Origin of the sequence: Algoriphagus lacus, from assembly GCF_003583985.1 — a bacterium.
Lineage (GTDB): Bacteria > Bacteroidota > Bacteroidia > Cytophagales > Cyclobacteriaceae > Algoriphagus > Algoriphagus lacus.
This window is the reverse complement of the sequence record NZ_QXML01000012.1, coordinates 1-20798: the sequence shown is the minus strand read 5'-3', so window position 1 is coordinate 20798 and position 20798 is coordinate 1. Positions and strand designations below refer to the sequence as shown.

The 20798-nt window shown below is 44.0% G+C and carries 14 protein-coding genes; 12 read left to right on the top strand and 2 right to left on the bottom strand.

Features of this window, described 5'->3' with window-relative positions:
* Position 1 precedes the first annotated feature (1 nt).
* Positions 2 to 5353, bottom strand: a complete 5352-nt coding sequence (locus D0X99_RS18045) for a hypothetical protein (RefSeq protein ID WP_119479266.1) — start codon at positions 5351 to 5353, stop codon at positions 2 to 4.
* A gap of 316 nt (positions 5354 to 5669) precedes the next feature.
* Between D0X99_RS18045 and D0X99_RS18040 the strand changes: the two genes are divergently transcribed.
* The 9 genes from D0X99_RS18040 (at position 5670) to D0X99_RS18000 (ending at position 15788) form a co-directional block, all read left to right on the top strand.
* On the top strand, positions 5670 to 8084 hold the full coding sequence (locus tag D0X99_RS18040; protein WP_119479352.1) for a TonB-dependent receptor: 2415 nt from the start codon (positions 5670 to 5672) through the stop codon (positions 8082 to 8084).
* Between the two features lie 79 nt (positions 8085 to 8163).
* Positions 8164 to 8796 (top strand): hypothetical protein, encoded by a 633-nt coding sequence (locus tag D0X99_RS18035; protein ID WP_119479265.1) that lies wholly within the window; start codon positions 8164 to 8166, stop codon positions 8794 to 8796.
* Between the two features lie 86 nt (positions 8797 to 8882).
* A complete protein-coding gene (locus tag D0X99_RS18030; protein ID WP_119479264.1) occupies positions 8883 to 9104 on the top strand; it encodes a FeoA family protein in 222 nt (73 codons plus the stop codon).
* A gap of 4 nt (positions 9105 to 9108) precedes the next feature.
* Positions 9109 to 11241: a ferrous iron transport protein B gene (gene feoB, locus D0X99_RS18025; protein WP_119479263.1), complete on the top strand. Its 2133-nt coding sequence runs from the start codon at positions 9109 to 9111 to the stop codon at positions 11239 to 11241.
* A 168-nt stretch (positions 11242 to 11409) separates the two neighbouring features.
* Positions 11410 to 12885, top strand: coding sequence for a lipopolysaccharide biosynthesis protein (locus D0X99_RS18020; protein ID WP_119479262.1), 1476 nt, complete (start codon positions 11410 to 11412; stop codon positions 12883 to 12885).
* A gap of 431 nt (positions 12886 to 13316) precedes the next feature.
* A complete protein-coding gene (locus D0X99_RS18015; RefSeq protein WP_119479351.1) occupies positions 13317 to 14237 on the top strand; it encodes a universal stress protein in 921 nt (306 codons plus the stop codon).
* Positions 14238 to 14328: 91 nt separating this feature from the next.
* Positions 14329 to 14874 (top strand): RNA polymerase sigma factor, encoded by a 546-nt coding sequence (locus D0X99_RS18010; protein ID WP_119479261.1) that lies wholly within the window; start codon positions 14329 to 14331, stop codon positions 14872 to 14874.
* Between the two features lie 31 nt (positions 14875 to 14905).
* A complete protein-coding gene (locus tag D0X99_RS18005) occupies positions 14906 to 15262 on the top strand; it encodes a hypothetical protein (RefSeq protein ID WP_119479260.1) in 357 nt (118 codons plus the stop codon).
* 94 nt (positions 15263 to 15356) lie between these two features.
* Entirely contained in the window at positions 15357 to 15788 is a 432-nt protein-coding gene (locus tag D0X99_RS18000) for a hypothetical protein (protein ID WP_119479350.1), read from the top strand.
* 37 nt (positions 15789 to 15825) lie between these two features.
* Here D0X99_RS18000 and mscL read toward each other — a convergent pair whose 3' ends face one another.
* On the bottom strand, positions 15826 to 16251 hold the full coding sequence (gene mscL, locus D0X99_RS17995; RefSeq protein WP_119479259.1) for a large-conductance mechanosensitive channel protein MscL: 426 nt from the start codon (positions 16249 to 16251) through the stop codon (positions 15826 to 15828).
* 168 nt (positions 16252 to 16419) lie between these two features.
* Between mscL and D0X99_RS17990 the strand changes: the two genes are divergently transcribed.
* From D0X99_RS17990 to pfkA, 3 genes are all read left to right on the top strand, one after another.
* Positions 16420 to 18471, top strand: coding sequence for a S9 family peptidase (locus D0X99_RS17990; RefSeq protein WP_119479258.1), 2052 nt, complete (start codon positions 16420 to 16422; stop codon positions 18469 to 18471).
* A 162-nt stretch (positions 18472 to 18633) separates the two neighbouring features.
* The gene (locus D0X99_RS17985; protein WP_119479257.1) at positions 18634 to 19005 is read left to right on the top strand and encodes a methylglyoxal synthase; all 372 of its coding nucleotides are present in this window, start codon (positions 18634 to 18636) and stop codon (positions 19003 to 19005) included.
* Complete coding sequence (gene pfkA, locus D0X99_RS17980) at positions 19005 to 19991, top strand: 6-phosphofructokinase (protein WP_119479256.1); 987 nt, start codon at positions 19005 to 19007, stop codon at positions 19989 to 19991. The genes D0X99_RS17985 and pfkA overlap by 1 nt, the downstream gene beginning before the upstream one ends.
* Positions 19992 to 20798 lie beyond the last annotated feature (807 nt).

Below are 20798 nucleotides of genomic sequence, written 5' to 3'. Positions count from 1 at the left end.
ATCAGGCTATTTGACGGCTTTCCTGCCAGGTTTCTTCAAAACTGATATTGATCACAAAGCAAATACTGATATCGAGCCCAAAAGTGACCGAGGCAGTACAGTCGGTCTTTCCGTCAGGTCCTCCGATTCGTTTGACTGTACCACTTGCCTCTATGTAGATGGTCACGCTGACCAGCCCTCCTGCCAAACTTGCGTGGCCTTTGAACAGCATGAAAGCAGTGACTGCTATCTCATTGGAAGAAGCGTAGATTTCGCAACCCACCATGTAGGTAACACTGACATTTCCAATTACAGGTAAACCAACTGAAATGGAGGCCCCAAATCCGAATTTCATCAGTAAGCTCGGGCCTGTTTTGGTGTCACAGGCTAGCTTGAGGTCCACTGCACCAATGGCATAGATCGTAGCTCCACCCACCGTCATGCACATGACCTCAAGTCCACCCTTGAATTGGATAAATCCTCCTGCTGTCGGCAAAAGTTGGGTGGGATCGGTAGTGACTTTTAAAGCAGCATTGAAGTATACCCCAAGAGAAAGTCCAGCCTCCAACCGCAAAGGACACTGCGGAGAATTATACAGGTTCTCTTCCGGCGGGAATCGGACCAACGGAATTTCCTTGGTAGCCTCAAACTTATATTCCCAAATTTCTCCGGCATTGCTCATGGCTATCTGAAGTCCTTTTTTCATGACTTCGGCATAATTGCCTGTTGACATGGAAGCAAGCAATTGAAGGAGATCAATTACGGGTTGTAAGTCTTCGCTAAACTCAACCTCTGGAGTCGGTAGGCCCTGGAGTTTGTTTGGATTGTTGGGTCCTCCTTCATAGCCGGATTCTTTGCCTTTTTGTGCGTCAAAATTCCCCTTGATAGTCATCAACCGCTTAAATGAGCCTAGGTCCACGACCATCGCCAGATTGTTCACCCGGCTTTTCCAGGTGTCCTTGAGATCATTGGCAAAGGAATCCACGTCAAAATTCAACTTGGAATCCACATAGTTGGTAGGTGTTTTCTTTGTCTCTTTCGCCTTATATTCAATATAGATTTTTAGCGCGTCCATATCCACCAAATACAGCGGATCAAAGCTCGGTACATCAAATGCAATGGCTTTGTTGAGCAAGTCATTGGCTTCACCTGACAACAGCTTAAAGCCTCGGTCAATTATTTCAGCACCCTCTTTTTTGACTGTCAAATCCAACAACTCAAAGACCTGTCTGCTACCATCCATAATTGGTTTAGTCTTGAAAGCTTCAACGGGGTTTCCGTTGATATCAATACCCGAAACCAACGCTACTGCTTTTCCCAAATTGGTGTAACCATCTCCGATATTTGGGAAAATGCTGTTGCTGTTCATCAATCTATAGGCATCAGCAAATGCAAGAGGCGTTTTACTCAGTAGTTTTTGGGTACCGAATTCAAAGCTTGGAGTCAAAAACAGCGCTTTTTGGGTTGCAGTGGATTGCAACAATCCGAAATTAAACGTGTCCGCCTCGGGGTTTCTCAAAATCTCAAGCGGATGTGCGACACGAAGCAATTTTCCGGTAAGAACTGAATTCTCAAGCTCATTGCCTGCTTTCCATTTACCTTCTCTAATCACCGGCACCGGCACATAACTGGGAAGTGGTGCAACCTCCCCTGTGCCTGTCTCGTGCTGAACGATGGACCAACTTCCATCTTTCGGCAACAGCACATTTCCCCGCGCCGCTGCTACGAAAATTGAATCACTTGGATTGTTGTTTTGCTTAACAGAAGGAGACACATCGAATCGCGTGATCCGCATCATTTGTCCTGACTTATTCAGATCCATGATGCAATCCACATCTCCGCCGATCAATCCACCCTGCATTTCCAAAAGCTCCTTAAAATCCAAGGTCGGAATAGTGACATTAGGAGGAGAAATCTGGACGTAGCCAAGAATCTTTTTGGAAGGAGTCAAGCCGTTTTTGTGGCCCTGTACCAAATTATCCAGTTTCACATCTGCATCAAACCAGACCGGTGTAAGTATAGCACTTTGCTCAATTGGGGTTGCACCATTTTGTGACCATTCTCCGAATTCATCCACATGAAATTCATTGGCTCCAATCACCCTTGCATTATCCCTTTTGTATTCAGCGATATTGCCGTCCTCTTGAATGTTGGTAACGTTGTAGAGTCCGCGAACAGCTCCCGTATGTAGCTCATAAGGCTCAATAGTTTCTGTATGGAAGACCATTTCACCCGTTTCAGGATCTTCTACTTTTGGCTTACTTTTATCAATGTAACTGTACCTGAAATCAAAAAGCCCATCAGATTCAGCTTGCCAGCCACTGTCTGTTCGGTAGACATAACCTGAGCCTGTTCGGAAAAGTGTAATCGTCCTCACAACCCGAATACCCCACGGATAGAGGATGCTTTTGACTTGGATCACCTCATGCCCAGTTCTGCCCAGCATGATGTCAAATCGAGCCTGACTGGTATTGGCAACTGCTGCCCTTGGACTCAGCCAATTGCTGAAAGTACTGGCTCCATACCCCGTAAAGTCAATTTTGGACAGCGGCACTCCTCTTTTTTTAAGAAGGTGTGGCGTTCCCTCGTCCGCAAAAAATTCTCCGTTGAATATCCTTGTCACACTTCGGCCCAATGTGCTATCATTAGTCGGCTGTCCGTTCATTCCAAGAATATTGGCAAGCTGAACCGTGAAACCTTTAAACATTGGACTATCCGGACCTGCACCCACCATCGCATCTTTTCCATAATCCTTGGCAATCGCCCGAATCTGAATTCCCCCTACCAAATCATTTGGAAAACTTGGCTGAACCAAGTTTAATTCTGGCTTCTTGGATTCTCTTGGTTCATCGTGAGAAAGTTTTGCCAAGGCTTTAAGACCAAAAGGAAGGGTAAACAAAGCGTCTACCGCTGTTTTTTGATTTATGTATTCCTCAAGCGTATACTTGACCAAGGGTCTTGGAGCCAGTGGAACTTGACCCGAATGATAGTTAGCGATTCTTGTCGGCCCTCCGTCATTTGGATAATAGTTAAACCCAACGGGCGGATCTCCTAATACATTTTCCCCTGGAGGAGTCAAATTGAAAACAGGCTCCCAAGCAACCTGAGGAAGCATGAACAGGCGAGCTGCAGAGCTGCGAACTACTACTTCCATCCCTTCCACGCCAAACATCTGGTTGGAGGTCTGTTCGATATGAGCCACATGTTCACCTCTTCCAACAGCCACTCCGGTTTTGATTCTAACAGGAAGTGGAGTGCCTAAGCTCACCCCCAATTGATTGGCATTGGAACTGACATCCAACAGGGTAAAAAATTCATTTTGGTACTTTTGGATATGAGGTATCAGTTGCTGTTCATAAGGAGGCAAAGGCTTAGGAACATTAATCCTGCTTCTCATCATTGCCACATCTCCTGCAGGCTGGGATGCTACCACAGTAGAAGAAGGGGAAACTGTAGGCTGATCATTCGCCAGCATTCCAAACCCAGAACCGGCATTCTGTTGGTCATTGGATTCTGGACCAAAATGAAAGCTAACCTTTACTTTATCAGGTTGTTCATTTCGAGGGGCCTGGGAAATCTGACAAACCAGCCAACTTATGATTCCTTCAATGCCATCTTTTTTACCTCTGCTTGTTAACCGCTTGAGGTAGCCCAAATTGGCCAAATAAGGATCCGGAAGTGTAGGTAAATAACCCAATAGTCCAAAAACCAAAAACGTCTCGCTTTTGGAGATGCGTTTCCAATCAAGGGTACATTCGCCAAAAATCATGGCTCCGTTTACCGGAGTCACAGTAAACAATGCATTCTCCAAGGCGAGCGCTATGCTCTTAAATTTGGGAACCTTCTCAAATGGTAATTTATTGTCCCAAAGGATATTATCATCGATCAGATAGAGCAGGTTTTTGGTTTCCGATCCTGCCAAAATCAACAGACTGTCTTTTGTTTTTACTCCAACCGGTAATCCGCTCACTAAAACCGGGCGGTCCACCTGGTGAACCGAGTTAACCGTTGAAACGATCAATTCGACTCCCTCTGCAAGTGAGTTATAAATAAGTGAGGTTTTCTTTCCCAAAAAAACACTCAGGCTGGTTCCATGTGGGTTTTGTTCATCTTTCCAATGCTCAAATTCCTGAAAGGCTCCTTCTCCCTCTCCAGCCAAGTCAGTCATACCGATCCGTCCGGGATCTACCAAAAACAAGGGTTGCTGAAGTTTCAAATTTTTAGCCTGCAAACCCTGCCAGTAACATTTTAATCCTTCCTTTCCTTCAAGAGCAAAACCTCCTGTTCCAGCTGCTTCCAGCGGATTATTGACATCAAGCTCCGCAGCAGGTATTGCCCATGCGGCAGACTTGAGTGGAGCACTTTCCAAAAATCCAAGAAGAAGGCCTTTTTGAACTGCCGGTTTAATTCCCGATTGATCACATGACATCGGAATCAGCAGCCGGCTAATTTGAGCATGATAGCTTGGTGCGGCATTTTTCTGTTGGAAGGCATACTTCTGTCCATATACCTCGGCAGACCCTTCTCCTACCGTTGAAATTTGGGCCTTTGATGCACCGGTAAAAGAAAAAGTGAAGCTCTGGGGAGTATTGACTTTGGTATCTACCGCATCCTTACCATGCTTCTTTGGTGGATAGACTACCGGTTCTGCCTGCTGCAAAACCAAAGAAACCTGAACTCCAGTCTGCGCACCTAAGACAAGTTTTTCATTTTGTAATACTGGATTTTGACTGAGTTGGATTTGGCCTGAAGACACCTTTAATCCCGCATATCGGTTGGCAGGCGCATTTTGTGCCAACATATCTGCCCTGATCCATACACTACCCGCGACTATTTTATAATCCTTTGCAACCTCCACCGGAGGTGTGTTGATTGCCTTTATTCGTTTTTCCTGAAATTCAGCCTGAAAAAGGATCACAGGCAATGGACTGTTTTGCTGGTAAAGCCCCAAAAGCTTGACGACCTTGTAAAAATCAATTAAGACTGGACGTCCATCCTCACGAATCAATGGACCGATGGTTTTTTCAACCTTGGCACCTGCTGCCCAAGCCGGAACACTCTTTCGGATTTGAGTCGACCGAACTGGAACTTCCCGGACAAACGGCCGTAACTCAGGCTCTTTTTCATTCAATTTGACTTTTTCAACTACTTCACGGATTCTCTCCATTTGCTCCGGCTTGATCCGCTCTTTTGAAAAGAGCTGGGACCTTTCAAAGCTGAACGAATCCGAACGAACCGTCAGGTCCTTTGAAACGAGAAGACTTTTAGCGAACAAAGGCAGCCCTTCTTTCCAGAGTTGGGGATCTTGGGCTTCATCCGGCTGAAGGTGTCCAAATACTTCAGCGAGTAGGGAATCTAATCGGTCTTTTTCCATAAGAAAAAAAATTAAAGGTTGAGACAAAAGCTATTTTGCAATTAAAAATTGATCGCACGCTTCACTGAAAAATCTTCCTCGTAATCGATTGAAAACTGAAAAATAGTATAACAATCTAAACAAATTTTCCCCAATAGACCAAGAAAACACCCAGCTAATTACTTGAAAATCTTATTCTTAATTCACCTTTAGACAAAAAGACTTAGGTTTGGATTGGATAAATCCAAAAAGCTCTCTGAAAAGCAACAAACCGCCCATCAACTTCTTGCTCATGAGATTCTGTGCATTGGTTTATCTTTGGAGAGAGAATTTATCCATGAAAAAAATCCTGCTACTCTTCCTGTCAGTCTTTGGATTGGGTGTACAGCTCGTGATAGGCCAGCAAATCCTAGTCACAGAATTTGGGAGTAATCAGCCGTTGGCAGGTGTTTTAATTTACTCCACCGACCCTGGAAAAAGTAGTATCACTGATTCAAACGGAGCAGCAGACATCAGCATTTTTAAAGATCAGACAGAAGTGATCATTCAACTTCTTGGCTTCGAATCCAAAAAAATCTCCTGGGAAAATTTGGCCTCCGCCAACTTTAAAATAGAGCTCAAGCCAAGTCAGATTACCTTGGATATTGCCATTGTTGCGGCTAGCAGATGGAGACAGAGCACCCAGGATGTCCCCGGCAAAGTCCGCCAATTGGATGAAGAAAAACTTTTCCTCCGAAACCCAGCCAACTCTGCTGACTGGCTGGGAAGTTCCGGTGAAGTGTTTATCCAAAAAAGTCAACAAGGAGGAGGAAGTCCAATGATCAGAGGCTTTTCGGCAAACCGACTCCTCTACGCAGTCGATGGAGTCAGGATGAACACAGCCATTTTCCGCAGTGGCAATCTTCAAAATGTCATTTCATTGGATCCATTTATCCTGAAATCCACCGAGATTCTTTTTGGTCCAGGATCAGTCATGTATGGCAGCGACGCCATCGGGGGAGTCATGGCTTTTGAGACTTTGAGTCCGGACTTCTCCAAAAACGGATTAAATGTCAAAACGAATGCGCTCAGCAGGTTTGCTACGGCCAATGATGAGTTTACCCTTCATGCGGACGTGGAATTTGGGTTGAAAAAATGGGCGTTTTTGAGCAGCATTTCAAGGTTTGATTACAATGACCTCCGAATGGGAGCAAATGGGCCATCCGAATATCTGAGAACCCACTATGCGGTAAGGGAAAACAACACCGACCGCCAAATTGAAAATCTGGATCCAAGGCTTCAGGTGCAAAGCGGATACGAACAACTGAACCTGATGCAGAAAATCCGCTTTCAATCCGGGGAAAAAACTGACATCGAATACGGCTTCCATTACAGCAATACGGGAAATATCCCTCGCTATGACCGGCTGATCGAGATGCGAAACGGAAATCTCAGATTTGCCTCTTGGGATTATGGACCGCAGCTATGGGTTATGAACAATCTGGGGCTGAACAGCAGCAAAAAAACCGCTGCCTACGACCAGGTAAAACTCAAAGTAGCTCATCAGATCTTTGAAGAAAGCCGTATGGATCGAAGGTTTGGGGCAGTGGAACTTTTCAACCGATCCGAGAGGATCAACGCTTTGTCTCTTAATGCAGATTTTTTGAAAAATATCCGAAAAGAAAGTTTTTTGAGCTATGGGCTTGAGGCAGTAAACAATAAAGTAGAATCCATAGGCAAAGTTGAAAAAATCGATACCGGAGAATTAGACCCTGCCTCTTCCCGATATCCGAATTCGAACTGGCTTTCGCTGGCCGTCTACGGAACATACCACGCTCATTTCTCGGAGAAAATCAAACTCCAAACAGGGGCCAGATTAAATTATACTAACCTAAAAGCCGATTTCAGTAACAACCAGGACTTCTTTCCTTTGCCCTTCAATGAGACACAAAACCAGTACAATTCAATCACTGGCAGCTTGGGACTGATCTATAATCCAGAACCTTCACTTTCTATTTCACCTTTGATTTCAACTGGATTTCGTGCACCGAATGTGGATGACCTCGGTAAAATATTTGACTCCGAACCAGGAGCTGTCCTTGTGCCCAACCCTGATCTTAAACCGGAATACGCCTACAACTTTGAGCTTAACTTGAACAAACATTTTCAGAACAAGGTCAAACTTGATTTTTCTGGATTTTACACGCTGTTGGACCAAGCAATGGTGAGAAGACCTTTCACGCTGAATGGACAGTCAGAAATCCTGTATGATGGAGAGCTCAGCGAAGTTTTAGCCCTTCAAAATGCCGCCTTCGCAGAGATTTATGGAATTCAGGCAGGATTGGAAGTCGCCCTTTCCAAGCGTTTTTTTCTGATCTCCAGATACAACTGGCAAAAAGGAACCGAGGAACTGGACGATGAGTCCACCAGTCCTTCCCGGCATGCGGCTCCGGCTTTTGGATTAACCCGACTTGCCTACCAGCATAAAAAATTCAAAATGGAGGTTACTGCACAATACAGCGCCACACGGAATTTCGAGGATATGCCAGAGGAAGAAAAAGGGAAACCGGCGATTTATGCTGTGGATGGAAACGGAAACCCATACTCTCCAGGTTGGACAATTTTCAATTTCACCTCAACTTTTCAACTCCACAAAACGATTCAGGTAATGGCCGGAATTGAAAACATCGGAGATATTCGCTACCGACCTTACAGTTCCGGAATTGTGGCACCGGGAAGGAATTTTACTTTTGGTATCAAAGGCTCTTTTTGAAAATCCCAAATCGTCCTTAACCCTGTCTAGAATTCACCTAACTTTTAACATTGTTTTCAGTTTTATTAAAAAAAACAGCATGGTGTACCGGAATAAAAAACTGTTCTTAACTGTTGGCCTGCTCACTTTTTTGGCTCTGATGCCGATGAGTTGCGGATTGGTTTGTACAGACTCCTGTGGATGCAGTCCCAACTTTCCGGAGCAAAAACTGCTGATCAAATCATTTGAAGTCCTGACCGTTGCAGGTGATGGCCAACGAATCCAGCCTACTTTGACTCAGCCTTATGATCAGGTTTTCAAAGCGATTCGGATCAAGGATTTCGATTTGGTTTCACTGGCTGAGCCTGACTTTTTTGAACCTTGGACGTTGGGAGCGGCATTCGCTTGCAGTCCTCCACCAGTGGAATCCATAGAAAAGCTTAGAAGCATCGAAATAATCAACCTGAGCGAACAAACTCTTGCAGATGGGACTGTATTAAAATTGGGAGAAACCATCACGCCTTACTTTGGTATGAATGATTTCTTTGCGCAAGGGCTGATTCCAGTAAATGATTTTCTAAAAAACAATAAAGATTTGGTGCTGGAAGACTTTTTTAAATTGGGTTTTACAAAAAATCCAGGGAAGCCTATAAATCTTGAAATCACGATCAGAATAGTCATGGAAAATGGAAAAGAGTTTATACTCAACAACCAAATCCACAGCATTCGATAAGGCAAAAACCTGATAAAAATCTTCTCTATTTTTCATTAGATTCATTCCAAATAATCCTATTTTTGCCGCTAGGTGATTATAAACCCATGACTGCAGATACGCTTCCCCTGAACAAATCAGGAAAAATCTTAGAGATTTTACCTTCTCCCTTGAAAATCAATCTGATGGAATTGGGCTTTCTTCCGGGCAAAAAAATAACCCTTCAGCACATGGCACCTTCCGGTGGTCCAATGGCGTTTAAAATGGATGAGACTCTCCTTGCTTTACGTAAGTCCGAAGCATCGCTGATTCGAGTTGAACTGATCTGATTCCATGGCTGAAGCTACCCTTTCCCCGATCACTCAGACTACCAAAATTGCCATCATTGGTAATCCAAACGTAGGTAAATCGACCATTTTTAATTTTTTGACCGGACTCAACCAAAAAATCGGAAATTACCCCGGAGTCACTGTCGACAAAAAAATAGGCTCCCTCCAGATCAACGGGGAAAATTTTGAAATCCTTGACCTCCCAGGTACTTACAGCCTATTTCCAAATTCCGAGGATGAAATCATAGCACATCGGGTCCTCAATCAAACCAAACTGGAGCAAAGACCGGACTATGTCCTTATGGTCATTGACTCTTCCCAACTTTCGAGGGGTCTTTTTCTAGCCACCCAGCTGATAGACTTGGGAATCAACCTTGCCATTATTCTCAACATGGCCGATCTGGCTGAAAAGAGAAATATTGAGATCAAAACTTTTGAGCTTTTTAAGACCCTTGGGGTACCTATTCTTTCCACAGATGCCCGAAATCTTAAAGGACTGGATCAGGTCAAAACTCTCATCAGCCAACGAAATTTTGCCAAAGCTCCGGGATTTGTGGATATCCGGCAGGTGATTCCTGTTCAAATGCTGGATCAAGTACGGGAGAAATTTGACCTGGAAAACGCTTATCAAGCCTATCAATTGATCCGGTTCGGAATAAAGGATAAAGCTATTCCATCCTCAGATCGTGCCTGGATTGAAAACCTGATCAAAGAATCGGGATTCAATCTCGAAGATGCCCAGCTGGAAGAAACCAAAATCCGCTATAAAAAAATCACTGAGCTGCTTACCAAAGCCTTGGTCAAAAAGGCCGAACCAAAGCCAAAGTCTAACCTGGATGCCATTTTTCTTCATCCAATTCTGGGCTATGTGATTTTTGTGGGGATTCTTTTACTGATTTTTCAGACAATTTTCACTTGGGCATCCTATCCCATGGACCTGATTGATGGATTGTTTGCCGAGATCAGTGCTTGGATTTCCGGAGCTTTGCCGGATGGACCATTGACGCGATTGCTTGCTGAGGGGGTGATTCCGGGAATAGGCGGAGTGGTGATTTTCATCCCTCAAATAGCCTTGCTGTTTGGATTTTTGGCCATTTTGGAAGACACCGGATACATGTCACGGGTGGTTTTTTTGATGGATCGCTGGATGAGGCCATTTGGTCTTCACGGCAAAAGTATCGTACCATTGGTTTCCGGCATCGCCTGCGCGATTCCCGGCGTCATGGCTGCCCGAAACATTTCCAACTGGAAGGAGAAAATGATCACGATTCTGGTCACCCCTCTGATGAGTTGCTCAGCCAGACTGCCGGTATACATAATTTTGATCGGGCTAACCGTTCCGGATGAAGTGGTATTAGGGTTTGTCAATCTTCAAGCGCTGGCCTTGCTGGGATTATACTTGCTGGGGATTTTTGGAGTTTTGATCACAGCTTTTATTCTGAAGCTGGTGCTTAAAACCTCCGAAAAGAGTTTTCTTCTTTCTGAATTGCCACCCTACCGTGTGCCGAGATGGAGCGATGTGGGAATCACCATGTTTGAGAAGGCCAAAACCTTTGTTCTGGAAGCAGGAAAGGTCATTTTGGCAATTTCCATTATACTCTGGGTATTGGCCTCCTATGGACCACCATCAAAAATGGAACTAATCCAGCAAGAGGGAGAAGCCCGTTTGGAGAACGTCTTTGATGAAACCCAAATCGCAGTGATTGAAGCAGAAACAAATGCTCTATTACTGGAAAACTCTTTTATAGGAATCATGGGGAGGGCGATCGAGCCTGTAATCAAACCTCTGGGCTATGACTGGAAAATCGGAATTGCCCTTATCACTTCCTTTGCGGCACGTGAAGTTTTTGTATCAACCATGGCCACCATTTATAGCATCGGCGGAGACTTGGAGGATGATCTTACGATTCGGGAAAAACTCGATCAGCAAATCAACTCCAACACCGGAGAAAAGACGTTCAACAAAGCAACTTCCTTCTCACTGATGGTGTTTTATGTTTTTGCCATGCAGTGTATGAGTACGTTGGCCGTGGTAAAAAGAGAAACTAAAGGCTGGAAATGGCCAATTATACAGACCGTTTACATGAGTGCATTGGCTTATGTCATGGCGTTCATTACTTATCAAATCTTCATCTGATATGGGACAGGAAATCGCAGTTGGTCTTTTGATTTTAGGAGCCTTGGTATATTTGGGAAGAAAGTTCTTCCTCAAACCCAAGACCCATCCCGGCTGCGACAAATGTGCAAAACCTTAAGCCAAGTCTGGGATTCCATGAATTCCCGAATTTTTTAATACTTTTCGGATATGAGTAAAATCGCCCAGCAAAGTATCCAAACCACTATTTTTTCTTACGTCGGTGTGGTATTGGGCTATATCAATGTACTTTGGCTATATCCCTATGCTTTGGATGCGACCGAGTTGGGCACCTTCCGAACGATTCAGGATTTGGGGTTGCTTTTCGTTCCATTTGCTCAGCTAGGAGTAGGTCACGGGATTACCCGTTACTTTCCAAAACTGGAGCAGAATCAATCTGCATTTTTATCCTACAGCCTGGCCTTTTCGATGTTGGGGTTTGCGGTGGTTAGCTTGCTCTTCTTTGGATTTAAGGACCAACTAATCGGACTCTTTGCTGTCAACTCTCCGGAAATCATCAACTTCCTCGGAGTGGTTTTGCTTATCACACTTTTTGCATTGTTAAGTAGCGTTCTCGATGCATACGGAAGGTCTTACCTCAAAGTAGCCATTCCAACATTCTTCAGGGAGGTTTTTCTAAGAATTCTGACTTCCCTATTGGTGGGAATCTATCTTTTGGACTGGATCAGTTTTGAGCAGGTCATGCAAGGATTAGTGGCAGTTTATGGATTTGCTTTGCTGGGAGTATTGATCTATTTAGTCTGGTTGGGAAAAGTAAAATTGGACTTCAACTGGAAAAATTTTCCTCCAGGATTCAGGAGTTCATTTCTTCGGTTCAGTCTGATTACTTTCCTGGCGACGGCGGCCTCTACTTTGATCATGAAAATCGACAGCATCATGGTCAGTTCCATGGTCAGCCTGGAAGCCAATGCGATTTACTCAATCGCATTTTACATGGCGTTGGTGGTGGAGTTGCCAAGAAGGGCCATTTCTCAGGTGGCCATGCCAGTCATCGCAGATCATTTCGCCAAAAACCAGATTACCGAAATCAATGCGCTTTACCGGCAGATTTCAAACCGACAGCTGTACATCTGCCTGCTTTTGTTTGCGCTTATCTGGTGCAATATTGACAGCATTTACCATTTTGTGCCTAACCGGGAAATCTATCAGGCTGGGAAGATGGTTGTGTTTTACATCGCCTTGGGGAAAATTTTTGACGTTGCCTTTTCCGTCAACAGCGAGATTTTAGTCTTCTCGAAATACTACCGATTCAACCTTGTTCTTACACTTGGAATGAGCGTATTGATCGTTGCCGCCAATTATTGGCTGATTCCAATCTATGGAATTGAAGGGGCAGCAATGGGTTCTGCCGGAGTAATGCTGGCTTTTAACCTGATCAAATACTCCTATTTGAAAATCAAACTTGGTTTGGATCCCTTCAGCTATGAGACTTTGAAAATCCTTTTTGTGGGAACATCGATCTTTGCCTTTAAAGATCTCTATCTGGAAGGCGTTCCTCCCTTGATCATGATCGGGATCAAATCAGTGCTCATCATTGGCGTGTTTTATTTCTGGTCAATGATTGCAAACGTCGGGATAGACGAATGGAACTGGATAAAAAGTAAAATCAAAAAGTCCGGGCCTTAGAGTGTTACAAACCTCCGTACTGACAAGATTTGAGCTGCCTGGAGACCGCAAACTTCCACTGTTATCCTGCGTTTTGTGCGAGGCCCCGATCCGAAATATCGGCACGGGGTGAGGCCTGTTTTTGGAGAGGGCTTCACTCGTAATTGTTTTTAAATTGTGAAGTTTGAACAAGTCGGCGGCCCGGACTCTGCAAATATACGACATCCGAGGTTTAGAGTTTGGGCGATACCTCCTTAATCCAGAAAGAAAAAACTTACGCCAAGAAAGATTCTATTCTTCAAAAATTAATTCCAGTCTTAAAAACCAAGTCTCCCCACATAAATTAAATTTTAAGAAACTCTTATTTTTATTCTCAGAATTTTATTTTGTGATTATCCGGACAGAATACTTTACTTAAGGTTAATTTTGTTTTGCAAAAAAATGCAGCCACCATGTACCTGATTAAAAAATTGATTGTTTGCCTCGATCAGACCCCCCTCGATCAAACTCTGATCGAGCATGCAGCTTTCATTTCCAAAATCAACCAGACAAAAAAGATCTATTTCACCAACGTAATCAAGAATCTCTCCATCCCAAAGGAAGTATTGGATGAATTTCCAAACCTGATCGAGAGCATGATTACCGAGCGAAAAGAAGCGATGCAAAAACTGGTGGAAGCGCACTTTCCCGAAATCAAGGGACTGTCAATCAGCTACATCGTCAAGGAAGGAAACCTATCCAAAAAGATTATCAAACTGGCTGAGGAAAAATCCGCTGACATGATAATCATCGGCAGAAAAGTCAATTTACCCGGTACAGGAGTCGCATCTCAGCGTTTGGCCAGAAGAGCCAGTTGTTCTCTTTTGATTGTACCTGAAGGTTCCAAACCAAAAATTTCCAAACTTCTGGTTCCAAGTGACTTTTCCGAATACTCCAAAGATGCCATGGAGGAGGCCATCATGATTGCCGAGAAGCATGGAAAAGTGGAAATAGTCTGCCAAAATGTTTTTCACGTCCCTTCCGGCTACCATTTTACGGGTAAAACCTACGAGGAATTTTCCGAAATCATGAAGATGCATGCGGAGATTAACTTCAAGAAATTCATCCGAAAAATCGATACCAAAGGAATCAAAATCAGCCCGGTTTATACCATGGACGACGATGACGATCCTGTTCAGGAAATCGTAGCCAAAGCCTTGGAAATTCAAGCCGACGGCATCATCATAGGGGCAAAAGGCAGGACAGCTGCCACGGCATTATTTATTGGAAGCATTGCAGAGCGATTGATCCAGTACAACGACAGTCTGCCTTTGCTGGTCACTCGACCAAAAGGGAAAAACGCCGGAATTTTGGATTATATTCTGGAAATCTAACCCCTTTCCAAATCATCCGGGAGTCAGAACATCTGACTCTTTTTTATTTGGATTAAACCCTCTATTGCCACTTGAGTCTAAAGACCCGAGAATGACACCTACCGATCAAGAAATACTGGTAAAAATCCAATCTCCCTTTACCCGGGAAATTGGCTTCAGGCAATTGATCGAAACCTATCAGCGAAAAGTCTATCATATTATCCGCCGGATGGTCATCATTCACGAGGACGCCGATGATCTCACCCAAAACACATTCATCAAAGCCTACAAAAACCTGGATAAATTTGAGGGGAATTCCGCCTTGTTTACCTGGCTGTACCGGATCGCAACCAATGAGGCGCTGAGTTTTCTGGAAAAGAAAAAGAAACGGTTCTTCTTCTCGATCGATGATCATCAGGAAAAAATGGAATCTTACTTGGATCAGCCCGGTGCACTCAACGGTGAACAAATCCAAATCCGCCTACAAAAGGCCCTTCTCAAGTTACCAGAAAAACAACGATTGGTCTTCCATTTGAAATATCAGGAGGAACTGACCTATGAAGAAATGGCTGAAATCACAGGCACAAGTGTAGGTGCATTGAAAGCAAGCTATCATCACGCAGTCAAAAAAATAGAACAATCTGTTCTATCAGAATAAACTTTATCACATGCTACTTGTCTAACCTAATATGAATCAGATACCTAAACTCAAAGATTTCGAAGCACCCGAAGGTTACTTTGAACAGCTACCTGATCAAATTATAGATCAGCTAAAACCGGCCAAATCCTTTTCCTGGATAAAATATGCTGCAGCGGCTGTGCTGTTGGGATTGGGAATAACTTGGCAACTGGACGTATTTCAAGCCGAGCCCGAACCTCTTACTTTGGAAGAAGAAGTCAACCTTTACATCGATAGCCACACTTGGACTGATGAGGATGTATTAAGCTTGGCAGAAAATCCTGATGCGGTCCTAGACGAAATTTTGTCAGAAGAATTGCCCGCCGAAGAAGACCTTTGGAATGAAGACGAACAAAATTGGTTTTAAAAACGAAATCAGCTTACTGCATACAGCACATGGAGAAATGAATATTTACCATGCGGGATTTCCTAAAAACTCATTAGAAATAAATAATAAACAAATGAAAAAATACATTGCATTACTAGGGTTGCTGTTCCTTGCCGGAACGGCTATGGCGCAGCGCCCCGCTCCTCCTCATTACGACCGGGAGCAGTTGCAGGCTGCCAGAATCGCTTTTATCACTACCCGACTGGATCTGAAGCCTGAACAGGCCGAGAAGTTTTGGCCTATTTTCAATGAGTACTCCGAAATCAAAGAATCTACAATGCGGGAAATTGGAAGGTTGAGCGATTCGGAAACTGACCTTTCGGAGGATGAAGCTAAATCAAGAATCAACAAGAGATTTCAGCTTCAGCAAAAACTGATCGATGAGGAACGAAAGTTTGTCGATAACATCTCCAAAGTCATCACCTACAACCAAACGCTCAAATTGAACAACATCGCGAGGGATTTCACGCGACAGATTTACCAAAGAGGTAGAGGAGGAAAATAACAAAAGAGGCCCTGAATTCGATTCAGGGCCTCTTTTGTTACTGCTTTTTGAGTAAATCTCTGATTTCTTCCAGCAGCTTTTCTGACGGAGTTGGTGCAGGTGGAGGCGGCGGAGGTGCCGGTGCTTCCTCTTTCTTTTTATTCATCGTATTGATGCCTTTGATCGCCAGGAAAATCACAAAAGCGATAATGGTGAAATCCACGACATTTTGGATAAACATTCCGTAGTTAAGGGTAACTGCCGCAATTGCTTCTCCAGCCTCATTGGTAGTTGCCTCTTTGAGGATAATATTCAATTCCTTGAAATCAACGCCACCAACCAACAGGCCAATAGGTGGCATCACCACGTCATTCACAAAAGAAGAAACGATTTTACCAAAAGCCCCACCGATAATCACACCGACTGCCAGATCGATGACGTTGCCCTTGACGGCAAACTCTTTAAATTCTGATAGTAATCCCATAAAATATAAGGTTGATTGAAGAATAGATCAATATTCTGAAAAATACGATCTTATCCAAGGGCTCTTTCAAAATTCGGGATGTTACCAGCCCAATCAAGCCATGGAAAGTTATTCCAATTGAACTTCCAAGGCTATTTTTTGATTAACCTTGCAGACTAAATCATTTGAATGAAAGCCCCCATCGCCCCAAAGAAACCCCAACTTTTAGAAATCCACGGACATCAGCGCATCGATGAGTATTACTGGATGAATGACCGGGAAAACCCCGAAGTAATCACCTATTTGGAAGCGGAAAATGCCTACCTCAAAGAAGTGATGAAGCCCACGGAGGAATTTCAGAAGGCACTTTTTAACGAAATGAAAGCCCGGATCAAAGAAGATGACCAAAGTGTCCCCTACTTCAAATCCGGCTACCACTGGTATGTCCGATATGAAACAGGCGGCGAATACCCCATTTACTGCAGAAAGAAAGGATCCTTGGAAGCTCCTGAAGAAATCATACTCAATGTGAATGAGTTGGCTGAGGGAAAGAGCTATTACCAAGTCGGTGGCTCTGCTACTTCACCCGATCAAAAAATCCTCGCCTTTGCGGCAGATGAAGTTGGGCGAAGGATTTACACGATTCATTTCAAAAATCTGGAAACCGGAGAAATCTATTCCGAATCAATTCCTGAGGTGACGGGAAATCTGGTATGGGCTGCAGATAACCAGACGGTTTTTTACTCCAAGCAAGATCCAGAAACTCTTCGCTCCCACCGGATTTACAAGCATCAACTGGGAACAAATCCATCTGTAGACCAATTGATTTTTGAGGAAAAAGATGAGGAGTTTTCCTGCCAAGTCCACAAATCCAAATCGGAGGAATTCCTATTCATTCACTCCGAAAGCACCATTTCTTCGGAAATGCGGTATTTGAAATCGGATCAGCCAAACGGGAAATTTCAGATTTTACAACAACGAATTCCGCATCTGGAATATGCAGCGGATCATTACGGAGACCATTTCTGGATCCGAACCAACGATCAGGCACAGAATTTCAAACTGGTAAAAACGCCGGTTTCTTCCCCTCAAAAGGAAAACTGGACCGATGTGATTCCTCATCGCCCTGAAGTGTTGTTGGAAGATTTTGACCTTTTCTCCAGATACTTAGTCACTCAAGAGCGGTCAAACGGACTGACCCAAATCCAGATCAAACCTTGGGAGGGTGAAGGCCATTCCCTGAAATTTGACGATGAAACGTATACTGCTTGGATCAGTACCAATCCGGAGTTTGATACTGATGTCCTTCGTTTCGGGTACAATTCCCTGGTAACTCCTAGCAGCGTTTTTGATTACCAGATGATTTCCAAAGAGAAAACCTTGCTCAAACAGCAGGAAGTTGTGGGCGGCCACGATCCTTCGGCCTATCATTCAGAGCGGATTTGGGCCAAGGCATCCGACGGATCCTTAGTGCCGATTTCATTGGTCTACAAGAAGTCACTTTTTTCCAAAACAGGAGAAAGCCCGCTGCTCCTTTATTCGTATGGTTCCTATGGCTACAGCATGGACGCCTATTTTTCCAGCAACCGCCTGAGTTTGTTGGATCGGGGATTTGTTTTTGCCATCGCACATATCCGTGGCGGAGAAGACCTGGGGAGACACTGGTATGAGCAGGGAAAAATGCTCAACAAACGAAACACATTTACTGATTTCATTTCCTGCGCCGAGCATCTGATTTCTGAAAATTATACTTCACCAGCCCACCTTTACGCCATGGGAGGAAGTGCAGGCGGCTTGCTAGTGGGTGCTGTGATCAACATGCGACCGGATCTGTTCCATGGTGCAATCGCAAATGTGCCCTTCGTGGACGTCGTAACCACTATGCTGGACGAAAGTATACCCTTGACTACCGGTGAATTCCAGGAATGGGGAAATCCCAAAGAAAAGGAGTACTATGATTACATGCTCTCCTATTCACCCTATGACAATGTGGAAGCGAAAGAATACCCAAATCTTTTGGTGACTTCCGGCCTGCATGACTCACAGGTTCAATATTGGGAACCTACCAAGTGGGTAGCCAAGCTTCGTGAACTGAAAACCAATCAAAATCTGCTGCTTTTGGACACCAATATGGAAGCCGGTCATGGCGGGGCTTCAGGAAGGTTTAATGCGCTCAAAGAACTCGCACTTGAGTATGCATTTCTGCTGATGTTGGAAGGGAGAATTGATTCAGGAGTTTAGAAGGATTTGGGTTTACAAATACAAAATCCAATTTCTGCGGACTCTGACAGATTAAAAAAATCCTCTCCGCTCATTTACATTAATCAGTGAATAAAAACCTGCTAAAGAAGTGAAATGCGAAATTTTCCTAACTTTGACCCGAACCTATTATAGAATCTATTCATGAAAATCGCCTTAATCGCCCATGATGGCAAAAAAGCTGACATGGTTCATTTTTTAAGCGGATTCCGTGAAGCCCTGCACAGAGTGGATATCGATTTGGTTGCTACCGGCACTACAGGATCTCATATCGAACGGGCAGGATTCCAGGTGGAAAGATTACTATCAGGACCACTTGGCGGTGATGCACAAATTGCCGCAATGGCAGCACAAAAAGAGCTCGCCGCAGTTATCTTCTTCAGAGACCCTTTGGACAAGCATCCACATGAACCGGATGTGCAAATGCTGATGCGGATTTGTGACGTTCACAATATCCCCTTGGCAACCAATCCGGCCTCTGCAGCCCTCATGTTTAAAGCCTTAACACAAACCTAATGGAACCTAAAAGCATCAAAAAAGTCGGAGTTCTCACCTCAGGTGGGGATGCGCCTGGAATGAACGCGGCAATTCGCGCAGCGGTCAGAGCCGGTTTTTATTACAATCTTGAAATGTACGGGATCTACCGAGGCTACGAAGGAATGATCCAAAACGATATCAAAAAGCTCGATTCCAAAAACATTACCCACGTGCTGGAGCGCGGCGGTACTTTCCTGAAATCCGCCCGAAGTGAGGAATTTCGAACTCCGGAAGGAAGAAGAAAGGCCTATGAAAACCTGATGAGCCACGGGATTGACGCTTTGGTAGTGATCGGCGGTGACGGTTCATTGACCGGAGCACATTTGTTTTATCAGGAGTATGGCGTTCCTGCGATCGGACTGCCTGGCACCATTGACAATGACCTCTCCGGTACGGACTCGACCATCGGGTTTGATACCGCATGCAATACTGCGATCGAAGCCATTGACAAAATCCGGGACACCGCCACTTCCCATGATCGGCTTTTCTTCGTGGAAGTGATGGGGCGTGATGCTGGATTTATTGCGATCAATGCCGGAATCGGAAGTGCAGCCGCAGCGATTTTGATCCCTGAAAACAAAACACCTATTGAAACGCTGGTAGAAAAACTGAAAACCAGAACAAAGGCTAAGAAGACCTCCAACATCGTGATTGTAGCTGAAGGTGGGAAAAGTGGCAGTGCCCAGGAAATCGCTGACAAAGTCAAAAAGCACCTTCCCTACTATGACATCAAGGTAACCATCTTAGGTCACTTGCAGCGTGGCGGAGCACCCACTTCCTTTGACCGATTGCTCTCCTCCAAACTGGGAGTAGCGGCAATAGAAGGCCTTATGGCCGGAAAATATGATGTGATGGCCGGAATGATCAACAACAAAGTGGTTTACACACCGATCGTCAAGGCAATCGTGGATGATAAATATGTGGATGAAGAAGATTTGCGGGTTGCAAATATCCTATCCACCTGATCAGAATCAACAGCACAAAAAAAAGGATCCGAAATGGATCCTTTTTTCATTTTTAGCCTTGTTGTTTTCCCAGATAGATCAATCCTTCAAGAAAACCATACTGGAATTACCCCCCCATAGGCGTAGTCTCTACTCAGCAACTCTGAAGTTCGGTTGGTTGCTGGGTGAAGTTTGAAACTTCACCCTAATATCCTTACCAATTTGTAATTGGCCATTCTTCTTTAAGCCTAGTATCATAAGCAAATTACAAATTTGTTTGTATAAAAAGATGTAGATGCAATCTACACCTTGTCGTAACCATATTTATTCTTCACTCAAATGTGCGGAGATCATTTTATAATTTCCCTTATTAATTTTAACTCACTTTCTTAACCAAGGAATCACCGAGTGATGGTTTACAACCTCGCTTATTCAGCAATTTCGGTAAACCTACTACTATCTTTTATACAACATGTCTTTGATTCACATCAAGGACTTCACGACACACCTACTCCCAGAGGAGAAGCACAGAGTGATGGTTTACAACCTCGCTTACTCGGCGATCACGATAGTACTACTACCATCTTTTTACAACATTCTTTTTATTCACATCAAGGACTTCACAAAACATCTAAACCAAAAGGAAGGCACTATTTATTATAAAATAAAATAATAATTATAATATAAGGAAATAAAAATATAAAAATATTGACTAAAGTTTCAAGATTAGAAAACTTAATGTTAGTCATCGAAAATCCTTTATACCTTTTATGAATAACTCTAACAATTATACTTAGTATCACAAAGGTTAGCAAAACAAATATAGGC